The organism is Bradyrhizobium sp. IC4059 (assembly GCF_020193615.1).
GTDB lineage: Bacteria > Pseudomonadota > Alphaproteobacteria > Rhizobiales > Xanthobacteraceae > Bradyrhizobium > Bradyrhizobium yuanmingense.
The window spans coordinates 506,603-526,013 of sequence record NZ_JADYVH010000005.1 but is presented as its reverse complement, the minus strand read 5'-3'; the positions used below and the strand labels follow the sequence as shown (position 1 = coordinate 526,013).

Sequence of the window (19,411 nt, the reverse complement as noted above, 5' to 3'; positions counted from 1 at the left end):
CGTTTGATAGGTTCGTCTGGAGTATCGGCGAGGCAGCAGGCCGCTTGCCGATACAAGATCCTCACGTTCAATTGACGTTGTCGCCGAGCATGTTGCGGACGCCTGTGGTCACGGCGGCGAGGCCGCGCGTGCCGTGCATCAGCGCGATCTCGCCCTGCTGCTCGTGGCGGATGGCATGCGCCATGATGCGCAGACGAGGGTCGCCGCGGCTGTGCCACATCTGGTCGGCCATCCTGACCGCACCGCGGTGATGCCGGCTCATCGCCTCGATGAACAGCATGTCGAACTGGTCCGGCGGCGCGGTCTTGACCTGGCGCATCTCGGCCGGCGTCAGGAAGCCCGGCATCGCCGCCCGCTCCTCGGTGCTGCAATCGGGCATCTCCGTGTCGAACCAGCTCAGCCACCAATTCTCGAATATGCGGTTCTCTCCGGTCTGGCTCGCGACCATCAGCATTGCGAGCTTGCGCAGATGCGGATCCTGCGCGCGCTCGGCAGCCGTCCGCGCCAGCTCGATGCCCTGGGCATGATGCGTTGTCATGTGACGGATGTAGGCTTGGTCTTGATCCCTGTCGCGGCCCATCCACGGCGGCTCGTAGCCATGACCGCCGAACAATGCGACCGCCCCAAGTAGCGCAATCACGGCCAGCGCGCCGGTGATCCACATATTCGTGAACCGCACGTCGCTGTCAGGCGCAGTCCCGCGCCTCCAGCGCAGGCGCGCGAACAGGGGATACATCACGGCGGAGGAGCCATGCACCAGCAGCCCGATCCAGTAGGGTTGTTGCAGCGTGAACAGCGGCTGCCAGAATGGAAACAGCGGCACCAGCACGAACCATTCCATGCCTGAAGAGAACGCGGCCCAGGGCAGCGCCAGCAGCAGGATCGTCATCGGCCGCAAGTCGGCCGTCCAGCGTCCGAGCACGCCGAAGAAAACCAATGCCCAGGAAAAATCGGCCCATTGGTGAAAGGCGATCCCGGCCAGGATCGCGCTCCAGGATGGCTCGGAGCTGATCGCCCAGTCGCGCGCAGGAATCGCGGCAACCGTCATCCAATCGACCGCCGCATCGCGGCCGATGCGGGCAGCGAAGAGCTGGCTGACGATGGTCGAAAAAGTGCTGCTGATCAGGCCGAGTGCGGCCGCGGCAATCCAGCGCGAACGCCGCCGCTCGCCGGTGGTGCGCCGCGCCCCACTCGTGAGTGCTGGTCGCGGCTCGGCGTTCACGTCAGCTGCTTGAGCTTCTTCAGCGGATTGAGTTCGCTCGGCTTGTCCTGTTCGTCGCGCCCACGCTCGGCCTGCGCCTTGCCGTCATCGTGCAGATCCTGGTCGCCGATGATCTCGCCGACGGCCTGCTTGGTCTTGCCGGCGATCCGCTGCTGCAGACCTTTGGTCTTGCCCATGAGCTGCCTCCGATATGTCCTGCCGTGGCTCACGCCGCTACCCCGGCGCCCTGAAGGGGGCGTGGGCGCCGGGGCTGCGGTCTTGCAAATTGCCTCCGGCGGCGGGGGGAGACGCCGGAAGCCTTGATCAGACTCTTCGCGACGCGGATGGTTCCTCCTGACGTCACCGCGCTTCGAGCGCGATGATCACGCCTTCGTTGCCCCGGAGCAGGATGGACGCATCCGGCACGGGCTCGGGCGGCCGATCCAGATGCGTCGACATCAAAAGACGGCCGCGACCTTGCCAGTGGAATTTCCGCGGTTCGGCCGCGAGATTGAGCGCGACCAGAATTTCGTTACGGCCTTCCGTCCGTTTGAAGGCCAGGACATCGTTCTGCGAGCGCAGCGGCTCGTAGGCGCCCCGTTGCAGGCCGGCATGCTCGCGCCGCAGCGCCATCAGCGCGCGAAACAGAGCGAGGATCGAGCGCTCGTCGCGCTGCTGTGCGGCGACATTGGCTGCACCATCGGGCGGCTCGAGCGGCAGCCATGGGCGGCCCGTCGTGAAGCCGCCATCGCGGCTGTCATCCCACCGCATCGGTGCGCGTTCGGGATCGCGGCACAGGCCGTAGCCGGGCACGAGCTTCTCGAAGGGATCGCGGACGCGGCCCTGCGGAATCGGCACGCGCTTGCGGCCGATCTCGTCGCCCATGAAGAAGAACGGCGTTCCCCGCAGCGTCATCAGCAGCATCGCAAGCACGCGCATCTGCGCCTCGCCGATCTTGCTCGCGATCCGCTGCTTGTCGTGGCCGCCGATGACCCAGACCGGCCAGCCATCATCAGGGATGGCGTTGAGATAGGCGTCGACCGTGGCCTGCAGCGAGAGGGCGTCCCATTTGGAATCGAGCAGGGCGAAATTGAGCGGCAGATGCAGGCGCGGCCGGTCGTTGCCGTAGAAGTGGCCGATGCGGTCGGTCTTGCCCTGGACCTCGCCGCACAACATCCGTCCGGGATAGGCGTCGATCACCTCGCGGATGAACTCGATGCAATCCATCGTCTCGGGCCGATCGTCGGTGAACACCGTCGTGTGCCGCTGCGGTGGCGGCTTGCCCTCGGCGTTGGGGTTCGGCGGGTTGTCGCGCAAGAGCTGGTCCTTGATCAGGACCGCGCTGGCGTCGACGCGAAAGCCGTCGACGCCGCGGTCGAGCCAGAACCGCATGGCGTCGGCGATCGCGGCGCGCACTTGCGGGTTGCGCCAGTTGAGGTCGGGCTGCTCCACCAGGAAGGAATGATAGTAATATTGCCGGCGCGCCTCGCACCATTCCCAGCCGCTGCCGCCGAACCGGCTCAGCCAGTTGTTGGGCGGCCCGCCGTTCTCGGCCGGATCGGCCCAGATGTACCAGTCGGCTTTCGCGCTGTTGCGCGAGCTTGCGCTCTCGACGAACCAAGCGTGATCGTTCGCGGTGTGATTGGGGACGAGGTCGAGGATAAGCCGGATGCCCGCAGCGTGCAGCGCTTCGAGCAGGCGATTGAACTCCTCGAGGCTGCCGAAGGCGGGATCGATCGAACAATAGTCGGAGATATCATAGCCGAGGTCGCGGAAGGGGCTCTTGTAGATCGGCGTCAGCCAGACCGCGCCGACGCCGAGCCACTTCAGATAGTCGATGCGCGACAACAGCCCGGCGAGGTCGCCCTTGCCGTCGCCGTTCGAGTCCTGAAAGGAGATCGGCGCGATCTCGTAGATGACGGCGGATTCCCACCACGCGGCTTCATCACGGGACGCGTCGCTCATCACCTTGCTTCACCTCGTTTGTATTGACATGGTTTGTTTTGGCATGCGCCGCGATCTGCCTTGCCGCAGTTCGGGCGCTCTCGATGCCCTTGGGAAAGCCGCTGCGGTTCGGATAGAGCTTGCGCCGTGCATCGCGCGGCGGGCGGCGTGGCCTGGTGTCCTGCGCGGCGCGGTAGTCGAGCACGGCGATGCCGCCGACCATCAGCAGTGCGAGCGCGACATTGCCCTTCTTGGGATTGTCCGCCGTCAGCCCGGACAGCAGCGCGGCGGCATCGAGGCCGTCGCCGCCGACGCGAGCCCACAGGCCGGCGTTTTTCTCGACCGACAGCGTCATGATCCCGGCCATGATTTCGCGCACGCCGAAGGCGCGGACGAGGGTCTCATGGCCTTCCATGCCCAGCGTGTGCGTGACGCGCCTCGGCGCGAACAATTCGACGACGCCGAGGCCGATGCTGAACCAGCCGAGTGCGCGCGCGAGCTGGTCCGCCGGCTGCTTCAGGCTCGGTCCGCCCTCGACGATCTTGGGGTCGCCCTTGGTGCGCACGATGTTGGAGAAATGAAACATGGCTAGCTCCTTCAGGGCTTCAGCACGACCTTGACGCAGGAATCGCGCTTGTCGCGAAACACCTGGTACATCTCCGGTCCCTGGGCGAGCGGGACGGTGTGGGTGATGACGAAGGACGGGTCGATCTCGCCCTCTTCGATGCGGCGGAGCAGGTCGTCGGTCCAGCGGTTGACGTGGGTCTGGCCGGTCCGCATCGTCAGGCCCTTGTTCATGAAGGCGCCCATCGGGAGCATGTCGGACAGGCCGCTGTACACGCCGGCCACCGAGATGATGCCGCCGGGACGGCAGACATAGATCATCTCCCGCAGCACGTGGGGCCGGTCGCTCTCGGCCATCACCATCTGCTTGGCGCGGTCGAGCAGGGTGTCGGGCAGCGATGGCATCACATGAGATTCCATGCCGACGCAGTCGATGCATTTTTCCGGACCCTTGCCGTCGGTCAGCTCCTGGAGCCGCTCCACCACGCTCTCGGTCTCGAAGTTGATCGTGGTGGCGCCGCCGGCCTCGGCCATGCTGAGCCGCTCGGGCAGGCAGTCGATCGCGATCACCTGGTTGGCGCCGAGCAGGATGGCGCTGCGGATCGCCATCTGCCCGACCGGGCCACAGCCCCAGATCGCGACCGTATCGGTCGGCTCGATGTCGCATTGCGCGGCGGCCTGCCAGCCGGTCGGGAAGATGTCGCTGAGGAACAGCAATTGCTCATCCGGGATGCCGGCCGGAACCTTGATGTGGGTGGCGTCGGCAAAGGGCACGCGGAGATATTCGGCCTGGCCGCCGGGATAGCCGCCGGTCAGATGCGTGTAGCCGAACAGGCCCGCCGTCGTGTGTCCGAACACCTTGTCGGCCAGATGACGCTTGCGGTTCGTGGTCTCGCACACCGAGAAATTGCCGCGCTTGCACTGGTCGCATTCGCCGCAAATGATCGTGAACGGCACGACGATGCGGTCGCCCTTCTTCAGCTTGCCGTCGACGCCCGAGCCGACCTCGACCACTTCGCCCATGGTCTCGTGGCCCATGATGTCGCCGGGCAGCATGCCCGGGATGAAATTGTGAAAGAGGTGCAGGTCGGAGCCGCAGATGGCGCAGCTCGTCACCTTGATGATGGCATCACGCGGATCCTGGACCTCCGGGTCGGTGACGGTGTCGCACCGGATGTCCTCCTTGCCGTGCCAGACCAGCGCCTTCATCGTCCGTCCTCCCGGTTGAGCCACGTGCCATCTAAGTCCAGGCACGAACGATGGTTGCTATCGCCGCGCGCAAATTCTTCGCACTGCGCAAATAGGAACGAGGGAGCAGGGCGGCGATTGAGCGTGATCACCTCAATTCCAAGGATGTGCGCATGCCCGCCAATCAACTCGCCGTCGTCACAGGCGCCTCAACCGGTATCGGTCTGGAACTCGCCAGGTGCTGCGCGCAGGCGGGGTTCAACCTCGTCGTCGCGGCCGACGAGTCCCAGATCGAGCAGGTGGCCGTCGATCTCCGGCGGCTCGGCGGCAGCGTGGAGCCGGTCGAGACCGATCTTGCGACCACCGAGGGCGTCGACAAGCTGTGCGCGGCGGTCGGCGACCGGCCGATTGACGCGTTGCTCGCCAACGCCGGCATCGGCCTCGGCAAGGCGTTCCTCGACCAGGACTTTGCCAGGGTGAAACACCTCATCGACACCAACATCACCGGCACGCTGTATCTGATCCACCGCGTCGGCCATGAGATGCTTCGCCGCAATGCCGGCCGCATCCTCATCACCGGCTCGATCGCCGGCTTCATGCCGGGCAGTTTCCAGGCCGCCTACAACGCCAGCAAGGCGTTCCTCGATTCATTCTCATTTGCGCTGCGCGAGGAGCTGCGCGACAGCGGCGTCACCGTGACCTGCCTGATGCCGGGGGCGACCGAGACCGAGTTCTTCCGCCGCGCCGACATGATGGACACCAAGGTCGGCACCGACAAGAAGGACGGCGCCTACGATGTTGCCAAGGCCGGCTTCGATGCGATGCTGCGCGGTGAGGCCGATATCGTCACCGGGCTGAAGAACAAGATCCAGACCACGGTCGCGAACGTCACGCCGAACGAGATGCTGGCCAAGCAGCACCGCAAGATGGCGGAGCCCGGTACCGCAAGGTCTTAGAGCGACGCGCGCGCAATGTTGCGAAGCGCGCGAACCCTCTGCGAAGAGAAAGCAGACCCCCGATTCACATAGCCTAATGCGCCGCGGCCCTCAAACCGTCAAATTGTACGGGCTGAACCAAGAGGGGGGCTGCTCTGGCGATGGATCGCATCGAACAGGCCTTTATCGCGACTGCCGTTACGGGTTTTCTCGTGATGATGGTTGCGATCGTCTGGATGATGATGAGCTGAAGGTGGGGAGCTTGCCGTCTTGCGCATCGCGCTACCTTACGCCGCAGTTATCCTGTGCCTGGCGGTGACCGCGTGGCTTGCTTTCGCGCATCTATTTTGATCGTCGCCCGGCTGCGAGCTTTCAACCGCTTTTGCTAGACCGGCTGTTCGGCGATGAGTCCGGTGAGCTTCCGTGCCATCGCCGCAAGATCGATCGGCTTTTCCAGGAGCGGCACGTCCTGAAATTCCGGACTGAGCGTGATCTTGTCGTATCCGGTGGTGAAAAGGAAGGGCACGTTCCGCGCTCTCAGCTCGCGGGCGATCGGAAAGATCATTTCGCTGCGGATGTTCACGTCGAGCACGGCGGCGTCCAGGACGGTGCCGTCGTGCAGGATCTTGAGCGCGTCTTCGAGATCGCCGACGGGACCGGCGATCTCGGCGCCCAGCGCGCGGAATGTCTTGCCGATGTCATCGGCGAGAAAATACTCGTCCTCGACCACGAAGATGCGGCGCCCCTTGAGCTCTGCGCGCTGATGCGACGATGTCGCCATGCTGTCTCGGCCTCCAAACGCATAGGAACATAAGCCGGCGATCCGCCTTGGTGCAAACTGCAAACGATGCAATTGGAGGCGGGTTCCATGGGCAACCGCGACATCATTGTCATCGGGGGCTCGGCCGGGGCGACCGCTCCATTGAAGCAGATTCTGGGCCGTCTGCCCGCGGATTTGCCGGCCGCCGTCTTCGTCGTGCTGCACATTCCGGCGCAGGGCATCGGCATCCTCTCCACCGTGGTCGGCAGTGCCGGTCCACTTCCGGTGCGGCAGGCCGAGAACGGCATGAAGATCGAGCCCGGCCAGATCTACCTGGGTGCGCCGGACCATCATCTTCTCGTCACGGAGGACCGCATCTTCCTCGGCCGCGGCCCGCGCGAGAACATGGTGCGGCCGGCGATCGATGCGTTGTTCCGCTCCGCCGCGCTCTATCACGGGCCGCGCGTCATCGGCGTGCTCCTGAGCGGCCTGTTGTCGGACGGCGCTTCCGGCCTCAACGCCATCAAACGCTGCGGCGGGATGGCCGTGGTGCAAGACCCCGCGGACGCGATCTCGGACGAGATGCCGCGGCGCGCCATGGAGGCGACCACGGTCGATCTCTGCGTTCCCGGCGCCACCATGGGCGACGTGCTCTCCGAGCTCGTCAGGGAGCAGGCCGGCGCCGCGCTGCCGATTCCGCCCGAGATCAGGCTCGAGGTCGAGATCGCGGCCGGTGAGCGGATCGGAAGCGACAATCTCGCCGCCATGGCTGACCCTGTCGCCCTGACCTGTCCATCCTGCGGCGGGGTGCTCTCGGAGGTCAAGAATGCCCGCCCGATGCGTTTCCGCTGCCAGGTCGGCCACGGCTTCACCGCCGATGCGCTCGCCAAGGAGCAGGAGGGGCGCGTCGACGAAGCCTTGCGCGTGGCATTGCGGATTATCGAGGAGCGGGCGGAGCTGGTGCAGCGCATGGCCGCCGACGGCCGGCGCAGCGGCCGGGCTGCCGTCGCCGAGATGTACGAGGCTCGGGCGTTCGAATACCGCGAATATGCCGACATGATCCGACGCGTCGTGCTAAAGTCGCTGGATCCTTCCGTAGGCAAACGGGAGGCGTAAGGCGCCGCCATGGCCATCCCCCTTGCCCAACGCGTCGCGCAGCTCGATGCCGAGCGACGCCTCCTAGTGAAGGCGGAGCGGGATATCGAGGAAGGCTGGCTGCGGGTCCGCAATCAGGAGGACCGGGTGCGCGAACTCATGGCGGGCGGTCATGACACCTGTCAGGCGGAGCGGCTGGTCGACCTGCTCAAGCAGACGCTGGTCGAATGGGAGCGCCACCGCACCCTGATCGAGCAGCGCGTCGCCTTTCTCCAGCACGAGGTCAATCCGGAAGCGTAGGGCGCGCGACGCCCATCTCTCAAGCTGCGCTGTGCGACGCAGCGCAGCAGCAGGCGGCCCACTCGCGCTTGTCCCCTCAATCGGGCTAGCTGGGTCAAAGAGATGCCCGGGACATTTTTGCCTTTGATGTGTTGGGATAATATTGAATTCTGCTATGTGCAGGACGGGGCGCCCATCGGGTTCCCGCCAGCCAGTGAGCCGCCAGAGCCATGACCGAAGTCAGCGACCAGCCGGTCGATGCACAGCGCCAGAGCAGGACCCCGCTGATCATAGGGGTCGGCGCCTCGCCGGGCGCGCTGGACAGCATCGAGCGCTTCTTCGCCAAGATGGCGGTCGCGACCGATCAGGCCATCGTGTTGGCGCTTCAGCACCACGAAGCATTCGACGAGCCGCGGCTGCGCGAGATCGTGCAGAATTCCAACGGCAGCAAGGTGGTCGAGATTGCCGACGGCCGCCCGGTCGAAGGCGGCACGATCTATCTGTGTCCACCGGCCATGATCACCACCATCCAGGGGGACCGCTTCGCAATCCGCAAGGCCGAGCAGGCGCCCGGCGAACGCGCCACGATCGACAGCTTCCTGGTCTCGCTGGCCGAGGAGCGCGCCGAGCAGTCTATCGGTGTCATCCTTGCGGGCACCGGGGGCGACGGTACGCTGGGCACGGCGACGCTGAAGGATCACGGCGGCCTCGCCATCGCCGAGAAGATCGGAAACGCGGAGGAGGCCGGGCATCTCGACGGCAACACGCCCGCTGCGATTGCCGATTATGTGCTTCCGCCCGAGGATATCCCCGAGCACATCCAGGTCTATGCCCGTCATCTCAGGCGTCTGGAGGAGAAGCAGGGCTTCGACGAAGTCCTGGCTGCGGCCGCCACCTCGCTGTCGCGCATCGCCGACATCCTGCGCAACAAGACCGGCAACGATTTTCACGGCTACAAGCAGAACACCTTCCTGCGCCGGGTGCAGCGGCGCATGCAGGTGGTCCGGATCGACGACATTGCCGCTTATGTGGATCTCCTTCGCAACGACAAGGACGAGGCCCAAAATCTCTTCAACGATCTCTTGATCGGCGTCACCGAATTCTTCCGCGACAAGCGCGAATTCGAGGTGCTGGAGACGCAGATCATTCCCAAGATCTTCGAGGGCAAGGGGATTGGCCAGCAGGTCCGCGTCTGGGTGCTCGGCTGCGCCACCGGCGAGGAGGCCTATTCGATCGGCATTCTCCTGCGTGAGTATATGGCGCGGATGGATTCCGTGCCGCAGGTGCAGATCTTCGCCACCGACATCGACGGGCGGGCGCTCACGACCGCCCGCGTCGGCCGCTATCGCACCAATATCGAGGCGGACATGACCAGCGAGCGGCTGGCGCGCTGGTTCGTGCGCGAGGGCGATACCTATTGCGTGGTGAAGGAGCTGCGCGAGATGTGCATTTTCTCGCAGCACAACGTCATCAAGGATGCGCCGTTCTCCAAGCTCGATCTCGTCTCCTGCCGCAATCTGCTGATCTATCTCAACGCCGAGCTGCAGAACCGCGTGATTCCGCTCTTCCATTTCGCGCTGCTGCCGGAGCGCTATCTGTTCCTCGGCAATTCCGAGAACGTGACCCGGCATCCGAAGCTGTTCGCGCCGGTCGACCGCCGCGCCCGGATATTCAAGAAGCTCGAGACGGGAACGCGGCTGCCGCCGGAATTTCCGATCACGACCGCGGCCGGCCGGGTGCCGGTCGAGGTGCCGGCGGTTCGCTCGTTCGGGCCCGACGTCGGCCTCGAGCGGCGCGCGCAGCGCATCGCGGAGCGCTATGCACCGGCCTATGTCATCACCGACGAAAATTTCCAGGTCCTGCATTTCTCCGGGCGCACCGGCCGCTACATCGAGCCGACGGCGGGCGCCGCCACGCTCGACCTGCTGCAGCTCGCGCACCGCGATCTCCGGCTGGAATTGCGCACCGCGCTCAGCCGCGCCGCCGAGACCAACGAATCCGTCCATGCCGAGCAGGTGCAACTTGGGGTGAACGGTCACCGCGTCCTGGTGGACATTACGGTCGAGCTGATCCAGGAGGGCGCCGGCGGCCACCGCAATTTCGTCGTCCTGTTCAAGGACGGCCCGGCGCGGACCATCGAGGCCGACGCCGCCAATCCCAACGCCCTGGTGCGCACCGAGCATATCGAGCGTCTCGAGAACGATCTGCGTGCGACACGCGAGCGCCTTCAGGCGACCATCGAGGAGCTCGAGAGCACCAACGAGGAGCTGAAATCCTCGAACGAGGAATATCAATCGCTGAACGAGGAATTGCAGTCGGCCAACGAGGAGCTGGAGACCTCGCGCGAGGAGCTGCAGTCGGTCAACGAGGAGCTGACCACCGTGAACGGCGAGCTCGCGCACCGCGTTCAGGAGCTGACGCGTGCCACCAGCGATCTGAAGAATTTCCTCGAGAGCACACAGATCGCAACCGTGTTCCTCGACAACGATCTGCGCGTGATGAACTTCACGCCCGCGATCACCCAGCTCCTGCATCTGGTCGAGACCGACACCGGCCGGCCCATCAGCCATATCAAGGCACGTATCCCGATCGAGGAGCTTTACGACGACATTCGCCGGGTGCTGCGCACGCTCGCCAGCATCGAGCGCGAGCTGAGCGCGCCGGATAGCGGCGCGCGCTACATCGTGCGCATCCTGCCGTATCGCAGCGTCGACAATTTCATCGCGGGTGTCGTCATTACCTTCATCGACGTCACCGCAATCACCCGCGCCGAGGAGCGGCAGCGCCTGCTGCTGGCCGAGCTCCAGCACCGGGTTCGCAATACGCTCGGCGTGGTGCGCTCGATCGCCCGCCGCTCGGCGGAAACGAGCTCGACCGTGGAGGAATACGCCTCCCATCTGGACGGCCGTCTCAATGCCTTCGCCCGCACCCAGGCGCTGGTGACGCGCGATCCCGAAGGCGGCGTCGATCTAGAGTATCTCGTGGTGGAGGAGCTGCTCGCCTACAATGCCCGCGAAGGCGAGCAGATGCGAGTCTCGGGTCCCAAGATCCGCTTCCAGCCCAAGGCCGCCGAAACCTTCGCGCTCGCGATCCACGAGCTCGCGACCAACGCGCTCAAGTACGGGGCACTCAGTCAGCCAGGCGGGCGCATCGAGGTCACCTGGCGCGTCGATGAGAGCACCGAGCCGGCGGATCTGGTGTTCGAGTGGCGGGAGCGCGGCGGGCCCGCCGTCACGACCAGGCCGCGAAAAGGTTTCGGGACCGAGCTTCTGGAGCGCACGCTGGCGTTCGAGCTGAAGGGGCAAACCACGATGACATTCAACCCGGCCGGCTTGCAATGCACCATCACCATGCCCCTGACCAAGCGTGCCTTCCATACACCGGTGGTCGCCGCCTGATGCCGTTGTCGACAGCCGATCGCAGCGTTTTGGAGCCGGCCATTCGTCGGCTGAGCGCGCTACGGCCGTTGTCGGCCGAGGCTCGCGCATCGCTGGAATACGCCATGCTCGAGGGCCTCCAGCGCGCCGGATCCGGCGAGGATCTGATCAGCGAGGGTGATCCCGTCGATGCCGTCCGCGTCCTGTTGTCGGGCTGGCTCGGCCGCTACAAGACGCTCGATGACGGCCGGCGCCAGATCGTCAATTTCATCTTCCCGGGCGAAAGCTGCGATGCGCATGCTTACCTGCTGTCGGAGATGGATCATTCCATCGTGGCGCTGACGCCCGTGGTCTATGCCGAGATCAAGCGCGCCCGCTTCGAGAACCTCCTCGCCAACAACCCTACGCTCTCGGAAGCGTTCTGGTGCGAGACTCTGCTCAACAGCGCGATCCAGCGCGAATGGGCGATCAATCTCGGCCGCCGCGTCGCGCTGGAGCGCGTGGCGCACCTGTTCTGCGAAATCTTCGAGCGGCTTCGCCCGGTGGGACTGGTCGACGGCAATTCCTGCCTCATGCCCGTCACGCAGACGGATCTCGCCGATGCGACGGGGCTTTCGGTCGTTCACCTCAATCGGACGCTCCAGGAGCTGCGCGCGGCGAAGCTGATCGTGCTGCGCGAGCGGACGCTGACCATCCCGGACCTCGATGCGCTCAAGAACGCGGCGCTGTATTCGCCTAGCTATCTCGGGATCTACCGGGCGACTGAAGCGGTCCGTTGACGCCGTTCCGTCGCGGCCAGACGAGTCATTTCGCTGACATGGGCCGGAACAGGATGTCGTCCTGCTCGCAATCACGCCGGTTTGGAGCGCTGTCCGTCCTGCACACCAACATCGTCTTCACTCGGAAAAGGCTCGTGAGTTTTCCGGCCCAGGAACGTATCCGGTCGAGGAAGCGTCAATACCTCCAGCGATTCACGGATCGCCTTGCGAACCTGCTGCACGTGCTTCTCATCGGACTGCAACGGATAACGAGTTGGCTTCGCCATCAGGCGCTCCCCCGGTCATGCAGGCGGGAGCACCATCGGTCTCTCAGCCACCGGCGCCTACGGCAGAGCCACAGCCGGTGATGAGGTGACCGTACACCCGCTGTGGCGTGTCAGCTAAGGAAATCGGGGATCTGCCGATCAATTCCTGTGTCGGCCTACCGATGCGTGGTTGAGGGCGGTCCGGCGGGGTTGTGACGGCTTGATCCAGGTTAATCGGCGACGCTGTTTGAGCCGTTGGCGCCATTTGAGTAACCTATGCAAGTGCGCGCTCGCGACTCTCCGTCGCATGATGCCTGATGCCAGAGACCCTGTTTGCCCGCGCAACACGCGTTATCGAAGAGAGCCGCGCCCTCCGAGAGCAGCACAGACAAGTCGCGGGACGCTACGGCGACGCGGTGAACGATTTGCGCCTCGCCATCATGGACAGCGCCATGCTTCGCTCCGAGATCAGGGCGCGCCGGGACAACGAAGAATCCTAACTCCGGTCTTTTCGCCGAAACAGGCAACCGTTCCCTTTCTGGAACGTTAGATCGTTGGCCAGGCTGTGTAGCCTGGCATCAACACCCGTCGGAACGCAACGGCGCGCTCGACCTCATGCACCAGGAGGACGCCTCATGAGGACGCGACATCGGTTCAAGCAAGTCGACACTCTGGAAGCGCGGCTCGCCGCCGAGGCGGAGCGGCTCCGTGAACAGGCCAGCTTGCTTCCGCCCGGCGCGGCGCGCGACGAAGTCCTGCGCAAGGCGCGTCAGGCGGAAACTGGGTCTCAGATGAGCGAGTGGCTGCGGTCGCCGGACCTGCAGCCGCCAAGCTAGCCCGGCGCGATGCGCGTCGTCAGCGCCGCTTCGCGGCCTTGCTTCGCCGATTGTACGGGGAGCGGTTGACCGGCCGCAGCGATATTCCTTCGCGTTGCGCCTTGCTGCGAATGGCCGTGACGGGGCGCTGCAGCTTGATGCTCATCACGCCGGTCGGCGTGTTGCCTTTCGCAAGCTGCTTCAGCTTGTTCACATCCGCCGCTGTCCACGGCTCGCGCGCGCGGCGCTTGTAGGCGGGATTTGCCTTGCGCGGTCCTTTGCGGCCGATCGGCGACCCCGGGCGTTTCAATGCTGCTTTTGCCATGATGATCCTCCTTCAGGTCGTCCTTGAACATACGAATCAGCATTTCGGTTCCGGCGCAGTCCGGATCGATCGGTCCTGCGGTTGTGATTTGCGCAAAATCTCGCAGCGTTAACTTATTGAAATGCCGGAACCGGCTGTTGCGACGGAAGCTACAATCGTTGCCGGGCCGAGCCGCCTCGACCGGCAAGCGACTTGAGTGACAAGAGAGCCTGGGCCCCGGCGCCCGATCCCCCGCCGGGGCCGATTTCCTTTCAACCGAATTGTCCACGAAAGTTCAAAAGTACAAATGACCGCCAAACGTAACCGCAGGAAACAGACCCAAACGCTTCAGGAGCGGCTAGCCGCCTTTGCCGAAAGCGCCCGCGAGCGGGCACGCGACCTGCCGCCGGGCAGGGAACGCGAGATGCTGCTGCGTCGCGCCAAGCAGAACGAAGTGACCTCGAACCTCACGGATTGGCTCAGCGCACCCGTCGCTCCAAGGCGAGGACACCTATAGTGGCAAGTATCAAGCACTACCGCGCGTTCCAGATCGATCCGGACGGGCACGTGTTCGGATGCATCAACCTCGTCTGCGACGACGACGAGCAGGCCAAGCGCGAAGCCGCCTCGCTCGTCCTGGTGCATCGCATCGAGCTGTGGCGGCTCGATCAACGGATCGCCAAATTCGATGCGCCGCAGGAGCTTGTTCGCCAGTAAGGCTTGGGAACCGCGCGCTGGGCGCCGGGTTGGGTCGGAGGGATTCGACTTCGCCAGGAGCCAGCATGACGGACGCCGACATTCGCAAGGGGATGCCGCCCGTCAAGCTGTCGCGTGAGGAGTTCGAGCGGCGCTACAAGCGTCAGTTCGTCGATCCCGCCTTTGCTCCGCTTGGGCGCGAGCTCGATGCCATCATCGCTGCGGCCTGGGACGCCTACAGCCATTCGCGCAAGGCACCGTTGACGCGGAAGGCCGGCGCAGGCTTTTCCGACCCGAACTACGATCTTGCCGTCGACTGGCTCGATGCGCGCTCAAAAATCCTGGAGGCGCAGCGTCGCCACGACGATGCCGACGAGACGCCGCGCATCCTGATCATCAACGGCTCGGCCCGCAGCGAGCACACCTGTCCCGGCGAGATGTCCAAGACCTGGCGGCTGGTCAAGCTGGCCGAGCCCGTCTTCATCGAGATGGGATTTGCCGTCGACATCCTCGATCTGTCGCGCCTCGCTTCGGAATTCGGCAAAACCATTCATCCCTGCAAGTCCTGCGTCGGCACCGCCATGCCGCTGTGCCACTGGCCGTGCAGCTGCTATCCGAACTACTCGCTGGGCCAGACCCACGACTGGATGAACGAGATCTATCCGCTCTGGGTTGCCGCCCACGGCATTCTGATCGTGGCGCCCGTGAACTGGTATCACGTGCCCGCCGGTCTCAAGGCGATGATGGACCGCATGGTCTGCGCCGACGGCGGCAATCCCGATCCGACCTCGACCCACGGCAAGAACGCCGCGGAAGCCAAGGCGATCGAGCTGAAGGGCTGGCCCTATCCGCGTCATCTCGCCGGCCGCCATTTCGGCCTCGTCGTTCACGGCGATGCGGTCGGCGCCGAGGGCGTGCGACGGGCCTTGTCCGACTGGCTGACCGACATGCAGCTGATCTCGGCAGGGCGCTACGCCGAGCTCGACGGTTATGTCGGCTACGACGAGCCATACGCCACATCCCATCGTGAGCTCGACGAGGACCGCGAATTCCAGCAGGAAGTGCAGAATGCGGCGCGCGCGCTCGGCAATGCCGTCCGGCTCGCGCGAAGCGGGCGCCTCGATGAGCCCGGCGCCGGTCTTGCGGACCCGAACCCCAAATGACTGGCGCGCCACCCCTTGAATGCCTGATCGTCGGAGGCGGGCCGGCGGGACTGATGGCCGCGATCTATCTGGCGCGCTTCCGCCGCCGCGTCTGCGTCGTGGACGCCGGCGCGAGCCGGGCGGCTCTGATCCCGCGCAGCCACAATGTCCCCGGCTTCGTCCACGGCCTGTCCGGCGCGGAGCTGATCGAGCGGATGTCGGCCCAGCTGAACGAGCTCGCCGTCACACGCGTGGAGGCCGAGGTCACGGCGTTGCAGCGTCACGAACACGGTTTTGAAGCGAGCTGGAATGGCCGCGGGCATTCGGCCGCCACAGTCATTCTCGCCTGCGGGATCGTCGATACCCATCCGCCGTTCGCGGAGTGGCGCGCGGCGGTCGCGGACGGACTCTTGCGCTATTGCCCGATCTGCGACGCCTTCGAGGCCACCGGCCGCCGCATTGGCGTCGTCGGGCCGCTGGATCGTGCCGCCGCAAAGGCGCTCTTCCTGCGTGGCTATGCGCGCGACGTGACGCTGCTTGCGACCGGCGCGGACGACGCGAAGGCCGCAACGTCGGAGCTGTCCGAGGCGGGCGTCGGAATCGTGTTCGCGCCCGAGCTGCGCCTGGCGCGGCGAGGCGGCGGCGTTGAAGCGGATTTCGCCGACGGACGTACCGCGCAATTCGACATCGTCTATCCTGCGATGGGCGCGGAGGTCCGCTCCCAGCTCGCGATGGCGCTGGGCGCCGACCACACTGCGGACGGTCATTTGAAGGTCGACGATCACCAGCGCACGTCGGTCGCCGGGCTCTACGGAATCGGCGACGTCGTCACCGACCTGCACCAGATCTCGGTCGCGTTCGGCCACGCGGCCATCGCGGCCTGCACGATCCACAACAGCCTGCCGCCGCGATTTGCGTGATGGGACGGCGGTGGCCCTCACAATCGACTGGAACCGGGAACGAAGCGCGTTGCCCCGCTTTGGTCGAGCGGAGCGGGGCGCGCAACTGGAGACAACCGATGGCTCAATCCGAAGACATGACCCGCTGCATCGCGCTTTGCATGAGCTGCTACCAGACATGTCTCGGCACGGCGATGCACCATTGCCTCGAGACCGGCGGCAAGCATGTTGAGCCGAAACATTTCCGCCTGATGATGGCCTGCGCCGAGATCTGCCGGACCGCCGCGCACTTCATGCTGATCAACACGCCGCATCATAAGCACACCTGCGGTGAGTGCGCCGAAATTTGCACCGAATGTGCCGAGGATTGCGCCCGGATCGGCGGCATGGACGAATGCGTCGCGACGTGCCGCTCCTGCGCCCAATCCTGCCGCGCGATGGCGGCTTGAGGAGGTGCCTATGCTGGAAGAGAAACTCAAGGAAGCGATCGTCGGCGAATTGCAGCGTCAGGCCGCCGACCGGCCGCAATCGCTGAAGGTGCAGGGCGCGGGAGACGGAGCGGCCTCGGAGGAGCTGACGGTCAACGGCAAGATCGACCTCGGCGCGCTTGTCATGGTGATCGCAGGATCGGTCGCCGGCGGGCCTTGAGCTCGATCGTCGACCGGCGGCCTCAGCCATACTCCTCGCCGATGCCGTATTCCCGGTAGATCTGCAGCGGGTCGAGCTCGGGAAACAGACGGCATTTGGCCTGCGCAAGATGCAGGCTCACCGCTGCCGGCTCCTTGCCGTTCGCGAGCAGCTTGCGGATGTCCTCCATATGCGCGTTCGGCTGGTGCTTCGGTTCGAGCTGCTCCAGCGCGACCAGGGCGGTCGCGAGTGCCTCGGTCAGAACCCAGTCGTCGTGGCCCGTGATTCCCTTCTTCGACATCGGAAGAACCCCACATCTGGTGGCGGTCACAGTTTACCGCGCCTTCGGCCAAATCGCCATTGAGCCGTTGCGGGCCGTTCGCGCGCGCGAGGCCAGGGGCCATGCTCCGGCTTGCCTTATGGCCGCCTCAGGCTAAAAGGCGGCTAGTTGCGGGGGCGGCAGTATCTTTGTTGAAACAAACTTGGCGTAGACGGGCCGTATCCAGGCTCGCCGTTCCGGTCTGGGTCCCGATCCCGCACGTCGCAACACCATATGGTTGCGACCCCCTCAAGGTTCGAGCCAGCATGGTTTTTCTCAGTTTCGTCTACCGCTTCCTCACCAATTTCGCCTTCATGGCGGTGGTCTACTTCAGCTTGAACTTCATGGAAAAGTATCCGAACCGGGCGATCCTGGCGATCCTGGTGCTGGTCTATGCCGCCATGCGCGCGGCCTCGACGCTGCGGGCGTTCTACTTCTTCCAGAAGATCGAGAAGCTGGAGGCCGAGACCAAGCGCCTTCAGCCTCCGATCAACGACGGTTCGGGCAGCACCACCGCGCGCAAGCAGGTGATCACCGACGTCGCGCGGCTGCGGCGGGACGGCGAGCTCAAGTCCTACATGGACCTGTTCTTCCTGGCGCTGATCGTGCTGCTCTGCGTCGCCGCCATCATGCGGCAATAGCAGCTAAAGCATGATCCGGAAAAGTGCGAAGCGGTTTTCCGAAAAGATCATGCATAAACAACAACCTAAAGCGCGATGATGATTCATCCTAATCTCATCGCGCTTTAGGCGCGTTTTTTCAGGCTGGCGACGCGGGTCGGACGGGGCGGCACGCCCTTGGAGGCCGCGCCATTGGCCGCGGCGCTCTTCGCTGCGGTACTCTTGGGTACGATGTCGACGGGCTGCGCGGCGTGATCCGCTGCAGCCGGCGCCGCCTGGGCGGTACGCCGCCCATGCAGCTTGGCCGTCTTGCCCTTCGCGCCTCTGCCCTGTGCTGCCTTGTCCTTGGCCGGATGTGGCCTCTCGGCCGCCATGGCGAGCCGGGTCGCGGCGCGCCGCGATGAGGTCGTCGACATCAGCACCTCGACCGAGCCTTCCGGAATCGCGAACAGATCGCGACCCGGGACGGGCAGGGTGGATGCGAGGTTGATCTGGCCCTTGCTCCGGCGCGGCAGCAGCGACTGATGCTCGCCCTGCACATTGAGGTTCGCGAGCGCAGGCGCCGGCAGCGTCCTGGTCTGCGTGAACACGAAACGCGGCACGCGCGGCCAGCGCGCGATCGGCGTCGTCTCGGATGGCGGATGCATCAGCCATTCGACCGGCGTGGTCGGCGTCGCCGGCCGCTCGGGACTGGCGGGCACCACATGCACGATGCGATAGCCGCGCGCCTTGAGGTCGCGGATGATCTTGGGCAGCGCCGCCACCGTGCGGGCCTGGATGTCGTGCAGCAACAGGATGCCCTTGCCCTTGGCCTCCAGCCGCTGGATCGCGAGCTGGTAGACGCGGTCGGACGAGACGTGCCGCCAATCGTCGGCCGGGAAGTCGGCGCTCCAGACCTGGAGGCCGCGCGAGATCAGATGGTTCTCGAGGCCCTCGGCGCGCATCAGCCCGGGAATGCGGAAGAACGGGGCGAGCTGCGACGGATCGGTCATCGCGGCTGCGGTCCATTCGATGCCGCCATTGATCTCCGCCTCGGCCTTCTCGATCGGCATCCGGTCGAAGGTCAGCGGATGGTCCATGCTGTGCGTGCCGACGGTATGGCCCGCCGCGACCAGCTTGCGCACGCCTTCCGGATTGGCCTTGGCCTGGTTGCCGACGATGAAGAAGGTCGCCTTGATGCATTCGTCGGCGAGGATCTTGAGCACCTGGTTCGAATATTTCGGGATCGGACCATCGTCGAAGGTCAGGACGACCTCATGGTCCTTCAGCGGCAGCGTCTCGCGGTACTGCATGGTGCCGATCAGCGGATGTTCGCGCGGATCGACAACGAGGGTGCGGGAGGTGCCGAGGGCGTCGGGGTGGCCGGGACACTCGGCTGCGAGCGCGGCCGGCGAACCGGCGGTGAGCATTCCCAGACAGAGGACGATCCACGATCGCGTCCGCAAAACAACGCTACTTCCGATCATGAACCTCGTCTGCCCCCATGCAATTTGGCGCCCTAGATAGGTCGGAGATGGCTCAAAACGGTTCAGCCGCAGCCGCTCTCATCTTCACGGGGTAGCATGAACAGAGTGTTAATTGGCCCCAAATCACCCCATTTTGCCCGGGCGTGACATTCCGGC

General features: G+C 65.1%; 24 protein-coding genes. 14 read left to right on the top strand and 10 right to left on the bottom strand.

The features are described 5' to 3' along the window. Nucleotides 1-67: 67 nt before the first annotated feature. The 5 genes from I6F12_RS19085 to I6F12_RS19065 form a co-directional block, all read right to left on the bottom strand. On the bottom strand, nucleotides 68-1,222 hold the full coding sequence (locus I6F12_RS19085; RefSeq protein ID WP_225157001.1) for a DUF305 domain-containing protein: 1,155 nt from the start codon (nucleotides 1,220-1,222) through the stop codon (nucleotides 68-70). After that, nucleotides 1,219-1,398, bottom strand: coding sequence for a hypothetical protein (locus I6F12_RS19080; protein WP_027575113.1), 180 nt, complete (start codon nucleotides 1,396-1,398; stop codon nucleotides 1,219-1,221). Before I6F12_RS19080 ends, I6F12_RS19085 begins: the two co-directional genes overlap by 4 nt. A 163-nt stretch (nucleotides 1,399-1,561) precedes the next feature. Continuing rightward, nucleotides 1,562-3,166 (bottom strand): alpha-amylase family glycosyl hydrolase, encoded by a 1,605-nt coding sequence (locus tag I6F12_RS19075; RefSeq protein WP_225157000.1) that lies wholly within the window; start codon nucleotides 3,164-3,166, stop codon nucleotides 1,562-1,564. Then, the gene (locus I6F12_RS19070) at nucleotides 3,147-3,731 is read right to left on the bottom strand and encodes a hypothetical protein (protein WP_225135767.1); all 585 of its coding nucleotides are present in this window, start codon (nucleotides 3,729-3,731) and stop codon (nucleotides 3,147-3,149) included. Before I6F12_RS19070 ends, I6F12_RS19075 begins: the two co-directional genes overlap by 20 nt. 11 nt (nucleotides 3,732-3,742) lie before the next feature. Beyond that, complete coding sequence (locus tag I6F12_RS19065) at nucleotides 3,743-4,918, bottom strand: zinc-dependent alcohol dehydrogenase (protein ID WP_225152398.1); 1,176 nt, start codon at nucleotides 4,916-4,918, stop codon at nucleotides 3,743-3,745. A gap of 152 nt (nucleotides 4,919-5,070) precedes the next feature. On the opposite strand from I6F12_RS19065, the gene I6F12_RS19060 reads away from it, so the two are divergent. Continuing rightward, the gene (locus I6F12_RS19060) at nucleotides 5,071-5,853 is read left to right on the top strand and encodes an SDR family NAD(P)-dependent oxidoreductase (RefSeq protein ID WP_225156999.1); all 783 of its coding nucleotides are present in this window, start codon (nucleotides 5,071-5,073) and stop codon (nucleotides 5,851-5,853) included. Nucleotides 5,854-6,217: 364 nt separating this feature from the next. Here I6F12_RS19060 and I6F12_RS19055 read toward each other — a convergent pair whose 3' ends face one another. Continuing rightward, nucleotides 6,218-6,613, bottom strand: coding sequence for a response regulator (locus tag I6F12_RS19055; RefSeq protein ID WP_225152402.1), 396 nt, complete (start codon nucleotides 6,611-6,613; stop codon nucleotides 6,218-6,220). Nucleotides 6,614-6,700: 87 nt separating this feature from the next. On the opposite strand from I6F12_RS19055, the gene I6F12_RS19050 reads away from it, so the two are divergent. From I6F12_RS19050 to I6F12_RS19035, 4 genes are all read left to right on the top strand, one after another. After that, on the top strand, nucleotides 6,701-7,708 hold the full coding sequence (locus I6F12_RS19050) for a chemotaxis protein CheB (RefSeq protein WP_225125040.1): 1,008 nt from the start codon (nucleotides 6,701-6,703) through the stop codon (nucleotides 7,706-7,708). Between the two features lie 9 nt (nucleotides 7,709-7,717). Continuing rightward, nucleotides 7,718-7,987 (top strand): hypothetical protein, encoded by a 270-nt coding sequence (locus I6F12_RS19045; RefSeq protein WP_225125042.1) that lies wholly within the window; start codon nucleotides 7,718-7,720, stop codon nucleotides 7,985-7,987. A 209-nt stretch (nucleotides 7,988-8,196) separates the two neighbouring features. Further along, nucleotides 8,197-11,364 (top strand): CheR family methyltransferase, encoded by a 3,168-nt coding sequence (locus I6F12_RS19040; RefSeq protein WP_225156998.1) that lies wholly within the window; start codon nucleotides 8,197-8,199, stop codon nucleotides 11,362-11,364. Then, nucleotides 11,364-12,122 (top strand): Crp/Fnr family transcriptional regulator, encoded by a 759-nt coding sequence (locus I6F12_RS19035; RefSeq protein WP_225156997.1) that lies wholly within the window; start codon nucleotides 11,364-11,366, stop codon nucleotides 12,120-12,122. Before I6F12_RS19040 ends, I6F12_RS19035 begins: the two co-directional genes overlap by 1 nt. 71 nt (nucleotides 12,123-12,193) lie before the next feature. Here the strand turns inward: I6F12_RS19035 and I6F12_RS19030 are convergent, their stop codons facing one another. Further along, on the bottom strand, nucleotides 12,194-12,388 hold the full coding sequence (locus I6F12_RS19030; RefSeq protein ID WP_109143437.1) for a hypothetical protein: 195 nt from the start codon (nucleotides 12,386-12,388) through the stop codon (nucleotides 12,194-12,196). 296 nt (nucleotides 12,389-12,684) lie between these two features. Here I6F12_RS19030 and I6F12_RS19025 point away from each other — a divergent pair, with 296 nt between their 5' ends. Together I6F12_RS19025 and I6F12_RS19020 are read left to right on the top strand one after the other, a co-directional pair. Continuing rightward, on the top strand, nucleotides 12,685-12,867 hold the full coding sequence (locus tag I6F12_RS19025) for a hypothetical protein (protein WP_225135755.1): 183 nt from the start codon (nucleotides 12,685-12,687) through the stop codon (nucleotides 12,865-12,867). A 135-nt stretch (nucleotides 12,868-13,002) separates the two neighbouring features. Further along, nucleotides 13,003-13,203, top strand: coding sequence for a hypothetical protein (locus tag I6F12_RS19020; RefSeq protein ID WP_225156996.1), 201 nt, complete (start codon nucleotides 13,003-13,005; stop codon nucleotides 13,201-13,203). 19 nt (nucleotides 13,204-13,222) lie between these two features. Here I6F12_RS19020 and I6F12_RS19015 read toward each other — a convergent pair whose 3' ends face one another. Continuing rightward, entirely contained in the window at nucleotides 13,223-13,507 is a 285-nt protein-coding gene (locus I6F12_RS19015) for a hypothetical protein (RefSeq protein WP_225130075.1), read from the bottom strand. A gap of 286 nt (nucleotides 13,508-13,793) precedes the next feature. On the opposite strand from I6F12_RS19015, the gene I6F12_RS19010 reads away from it, so the two are divergent. The 6 genes from I6F12_RS19010 to I6F12_RS18985 all read left to right on the top strand — a co-directional run bounded on the left by I6F12_RS19010 (nucleotide 13,794) and on the right by I6F12_RS18985 (nucleotide 16,871). Beyond that, on the top strand, nucleotides 13,794-14,003 hold the full coding sequence (locus tag I6F12_RS19010; protein ID WP_225144604.1) for a hypothetical protein: 210 nt from the start codon (nucleotides 13,794-13,796) through the stop codon (nucleotides 14,001-14,003). After that, nucleotides 14,003-14,203 (top strand): hypothetical protein, encoded by a 201-nt coding sequence (locus I6F12_RS19005; RefSeq protein ID WP_036013732.1) that lies wholly within the window; start codon nucleotides 14,003-14,005, stop codon nucleotides 14,201-14,203. The genes I6F12_RS19010 and I6F12_RS19005 overlap by 1 nt, the downstream gene beginning before the upstream one ends. 65 nt (nucleotides 14,204-14,268) lie before the next feature. Next, nucleotides 14,269-15,345 (top strand): flavodoxin family protein, encoded by a 1,077-nt coding sequence (locus I6F12_RS19000; RefSeq protein ID WP_225156995.1) that lies wholly within the window; start codon nucleotides 14,269-14,271, stop codon nucleotides 15,343-15,345. Then, on the top strand, nucleotides 15,342-16,244 hold the full coding sequence (locus tag I6F12_RS18995) for an NAD(P)/FAD-dependent oxidoreductase (protein WP_225156994.1): 903 nt from the start codon (nucleotides 15,342-15,344) through the stop codon (nucleotides 16,242-16,244). The genes I6F12_RS19000 and I6F12_RS18995 overlap by 4 nt, the downstream gene beginning before the upstream one ends. 98 nt (nucleotides 16,245-16,342) lie before the next feature. Beyond that, nucleotides 16,343-16,672, top strand: coding sequence for a four-helix bundle copper-binding protein (locus I6F12_RS18990; protein ID WP_225156993.1), 330 nt, complete (start codon nucleotides 16,343-16,345; stop codon nucleotides 16,670-16,672). A 10-nt stretch (nucleotides 16,673-16,682) separates the two neighbouring features. Next, on the top strand, nucleotides 16,683-16,871 hold the full coding sequence (locus I6F12_RS18985) for a hypothetical protein (protein ID WP_225114944.1): 189 nt from the start codon (nucleotides 16,683-16,685) through the stop codon (nucleotides 16,869-16,871). Between the two features lie 22 nt (nucleotides 16,872-16,893). Here I6F12_RS18985 and I6F12_RS18980 read toward each other — a convergent pair whose 3' ends face one another. Continuing rightward, nucleotides 16,894-17,151: a hypothetical protein gene (locus tag I6F12_RS18980; protein WP_036013744.1), complete on the bottom strand. Its 258-nt coding sequence runs from the start codon at nucleotides 17,149-17,151 to the stop codon at nucleotides 16,894-16,896. 284 nt (nucleotides 17,152-17,435) lie between these two features. Here I6F12_RS18980 and I6F12_RS18975 point away from each other — a divergent pair, with 284 nt between their 5' ends. Beyond that, nucleotides 17,436-17,810, top strand: a complete 375-nt coding sequence (locus I6F12_RS18975; RefSeq protein ID WP_225156992.1) for a hypothetical protein — start codon at nucleotides 17,436-17,438, stop codon at nucleotides 17,808-17,810. A gap of 104 nt (nucleotides 17,811-17,914) precedes the next feature. Here the strand turns inward: I6F12_RS18975 and I6F12_RS18970 are convergent, their stop codons facing one another. Further along, a complete protein-coding gene (locus tag I6F12_RS18970; RefSeq protein WP_225156991.1) occupies nucleotides 17,915-19,255 on the bottom strand; it encodes a polysaccharide deacetylase family protein in 1,341 nt (446 codons plus the stop codon). Nucleotides 19,256-19,411 lie beyond the last annotated feature (156 nt).

Bases quoted from the DNA above. Each gene is read 5' to 3' on its own strand.
- I6F12_RS19080 (WP_027575113.1), bottom strand. From the start codon at position 1,398: ATGGGCAAGACCAAAGGTCTGCAGCAGCGGATCGCCGGCAAGACCAAG.
- I6F12_RS19075 (WP_225157000.1), bottom strand. From the start codon at position 3,166: ATGAGCGACGCGTCCCGTGATGAAGCCGCGTGGTGGGAATCCGCCGTC.
- I6F12_RS19070 (WP_225135767.1), bottom strand. From the start codon at position 3,731: ATGTTTCATTTCTCCAACATCGTGCGCACCAAGGGCGACCCCAAGATC.
- I6F12_RS19065 (WP_225152398.1), bottom strand. From the start codon at position 4,918: ATGAAGGCGCTGGTCTGGCACGGCAAGGAGGACATCCGGTGCGACACC.
- I6F12_RS19060 (WP_225156999.1), top strand. From the start codon at position 5,071: ATGCCCGCCAATCAACTCGCCGTCGTCACAGGCGCCTCAACCGGTATC.
- I6F12_RS19055 (WP_225152402.1), bottom strand. From the start codon at position 6,613: ATGGCGACATCGTCGCATCAGCGCGCAGAGCTCAAGGGGCGCCGCATC.
- I6F12_RS19050 (WP_225125040.1), top strand. From the start codon at position 6,701: ATGGGCAACCGCGACATCATTGTCATCGGGGGCTCGGCCGGGGCGACC.
- I6F12_RS19045 (WP_225125042.1), top strand. From the start codon at position 7,718: ATGGCCATCCCCCTTGCCCAACGCGTCGCGCAGCTCGATGCCGAGCGA.
- I6F12_RS19040 (WP_225156998.1), top strand. From the start codon at position 8,197: ATGACCGAAGTCAGCGACCAGCCGGTCGATGCACAGCGCCAGAGCAGG.
- I6F12_RS19035 (WP_225156997.1), top strand. From the start codon at position 11,364: ATGCCGTTGTCGACAGCCGATCGCAGCGTTTTGGAGCCGGCCATTCGT.
- I6F12_RS19030 (WP_109143437.1), bottom strand. From the start codon at position 12,388: ATGGCGAAGCCAACTCGTTATCCGTTGCAGTCCGATGAGAAGCACGTG.
- I6F12_RS19025 (WP_225135755.1), top strand. From the start codon at position 12,685: ATGCCAGAGACCCTGTTTGCCCGCGCAACACGCGTTATCGAAGAGAGC.
- I6F12_RS19020 (WP_225156996.1), top strand. From the start codon at position 13,003: ATGAGGACGCGACATCGGTTCAAGCAAGTCGACACTCTGGAAGCGCGG.
- I6F12_RS19015 (WP_225130075.1), bottom strand. From the start codon at position 13,507: ATGGCAAAAGCAGCATTGAAACGCCCGGGGTCGCCGATCGGCCGCAAA.
- I6F12_RS19010 (WP_225144604.1), top strand. From the start codon at position 13,794: ATGACCGCCAAACGTAACCGCAGGAAACAGACCCAAACGCTTCAGGAG.
- I6F12_RS19000 (WP_225156995.1), top strand. From the start codon at position 14,269: ATGACGGACGCCGACATTCGCAAGGGGATGCCGCCCGTCAAGCTGTCG.
- I6F12_RS18995 (WP_225156994.1), top strand. From the start codon at position 15,342: ATGACTGGCGCGCCACCCCTTGAATGCCTGATCGTCGGAGGCGGGCCG.
- I6F12_RS18990 (WP_225156993.1), top strand. From the start codon at position 16,343: ATGGCTCAATCCGAAGACATGACCCGCTGCATCGCGCTTTGCATGAGC.
- I6F12_RS18985 (WP_225114944.1), top strand. From the start codon at position 16,683: ATGCTGGAAGAGAAACTCAAGGAAGCGATCGTCGGCGAATTGCAGCGT.
- I6F12_RS18980 (WP_036013744.1), bottom strand. From the start codon at position 17,151: ATGTCGAAGAAGGGAATCACGGGCCACGACGACTGGGTTCTGACCGAG.
- I6F12_RS18975 (WP_225156992.1), top strand. From the start codon at position 17,436: ATGGTTTTTCTCAGTTTCGTCTACCGCTTCCTCACCAATTTCGCCTTC.
- I6F12_RS18970 (WP_225156991.1), bottom strand. From the start codon at position 19,255: ATGATCGGAAGTAGCGTTGTTTTGCGGACGCGATCGTGGATCGTCCTC.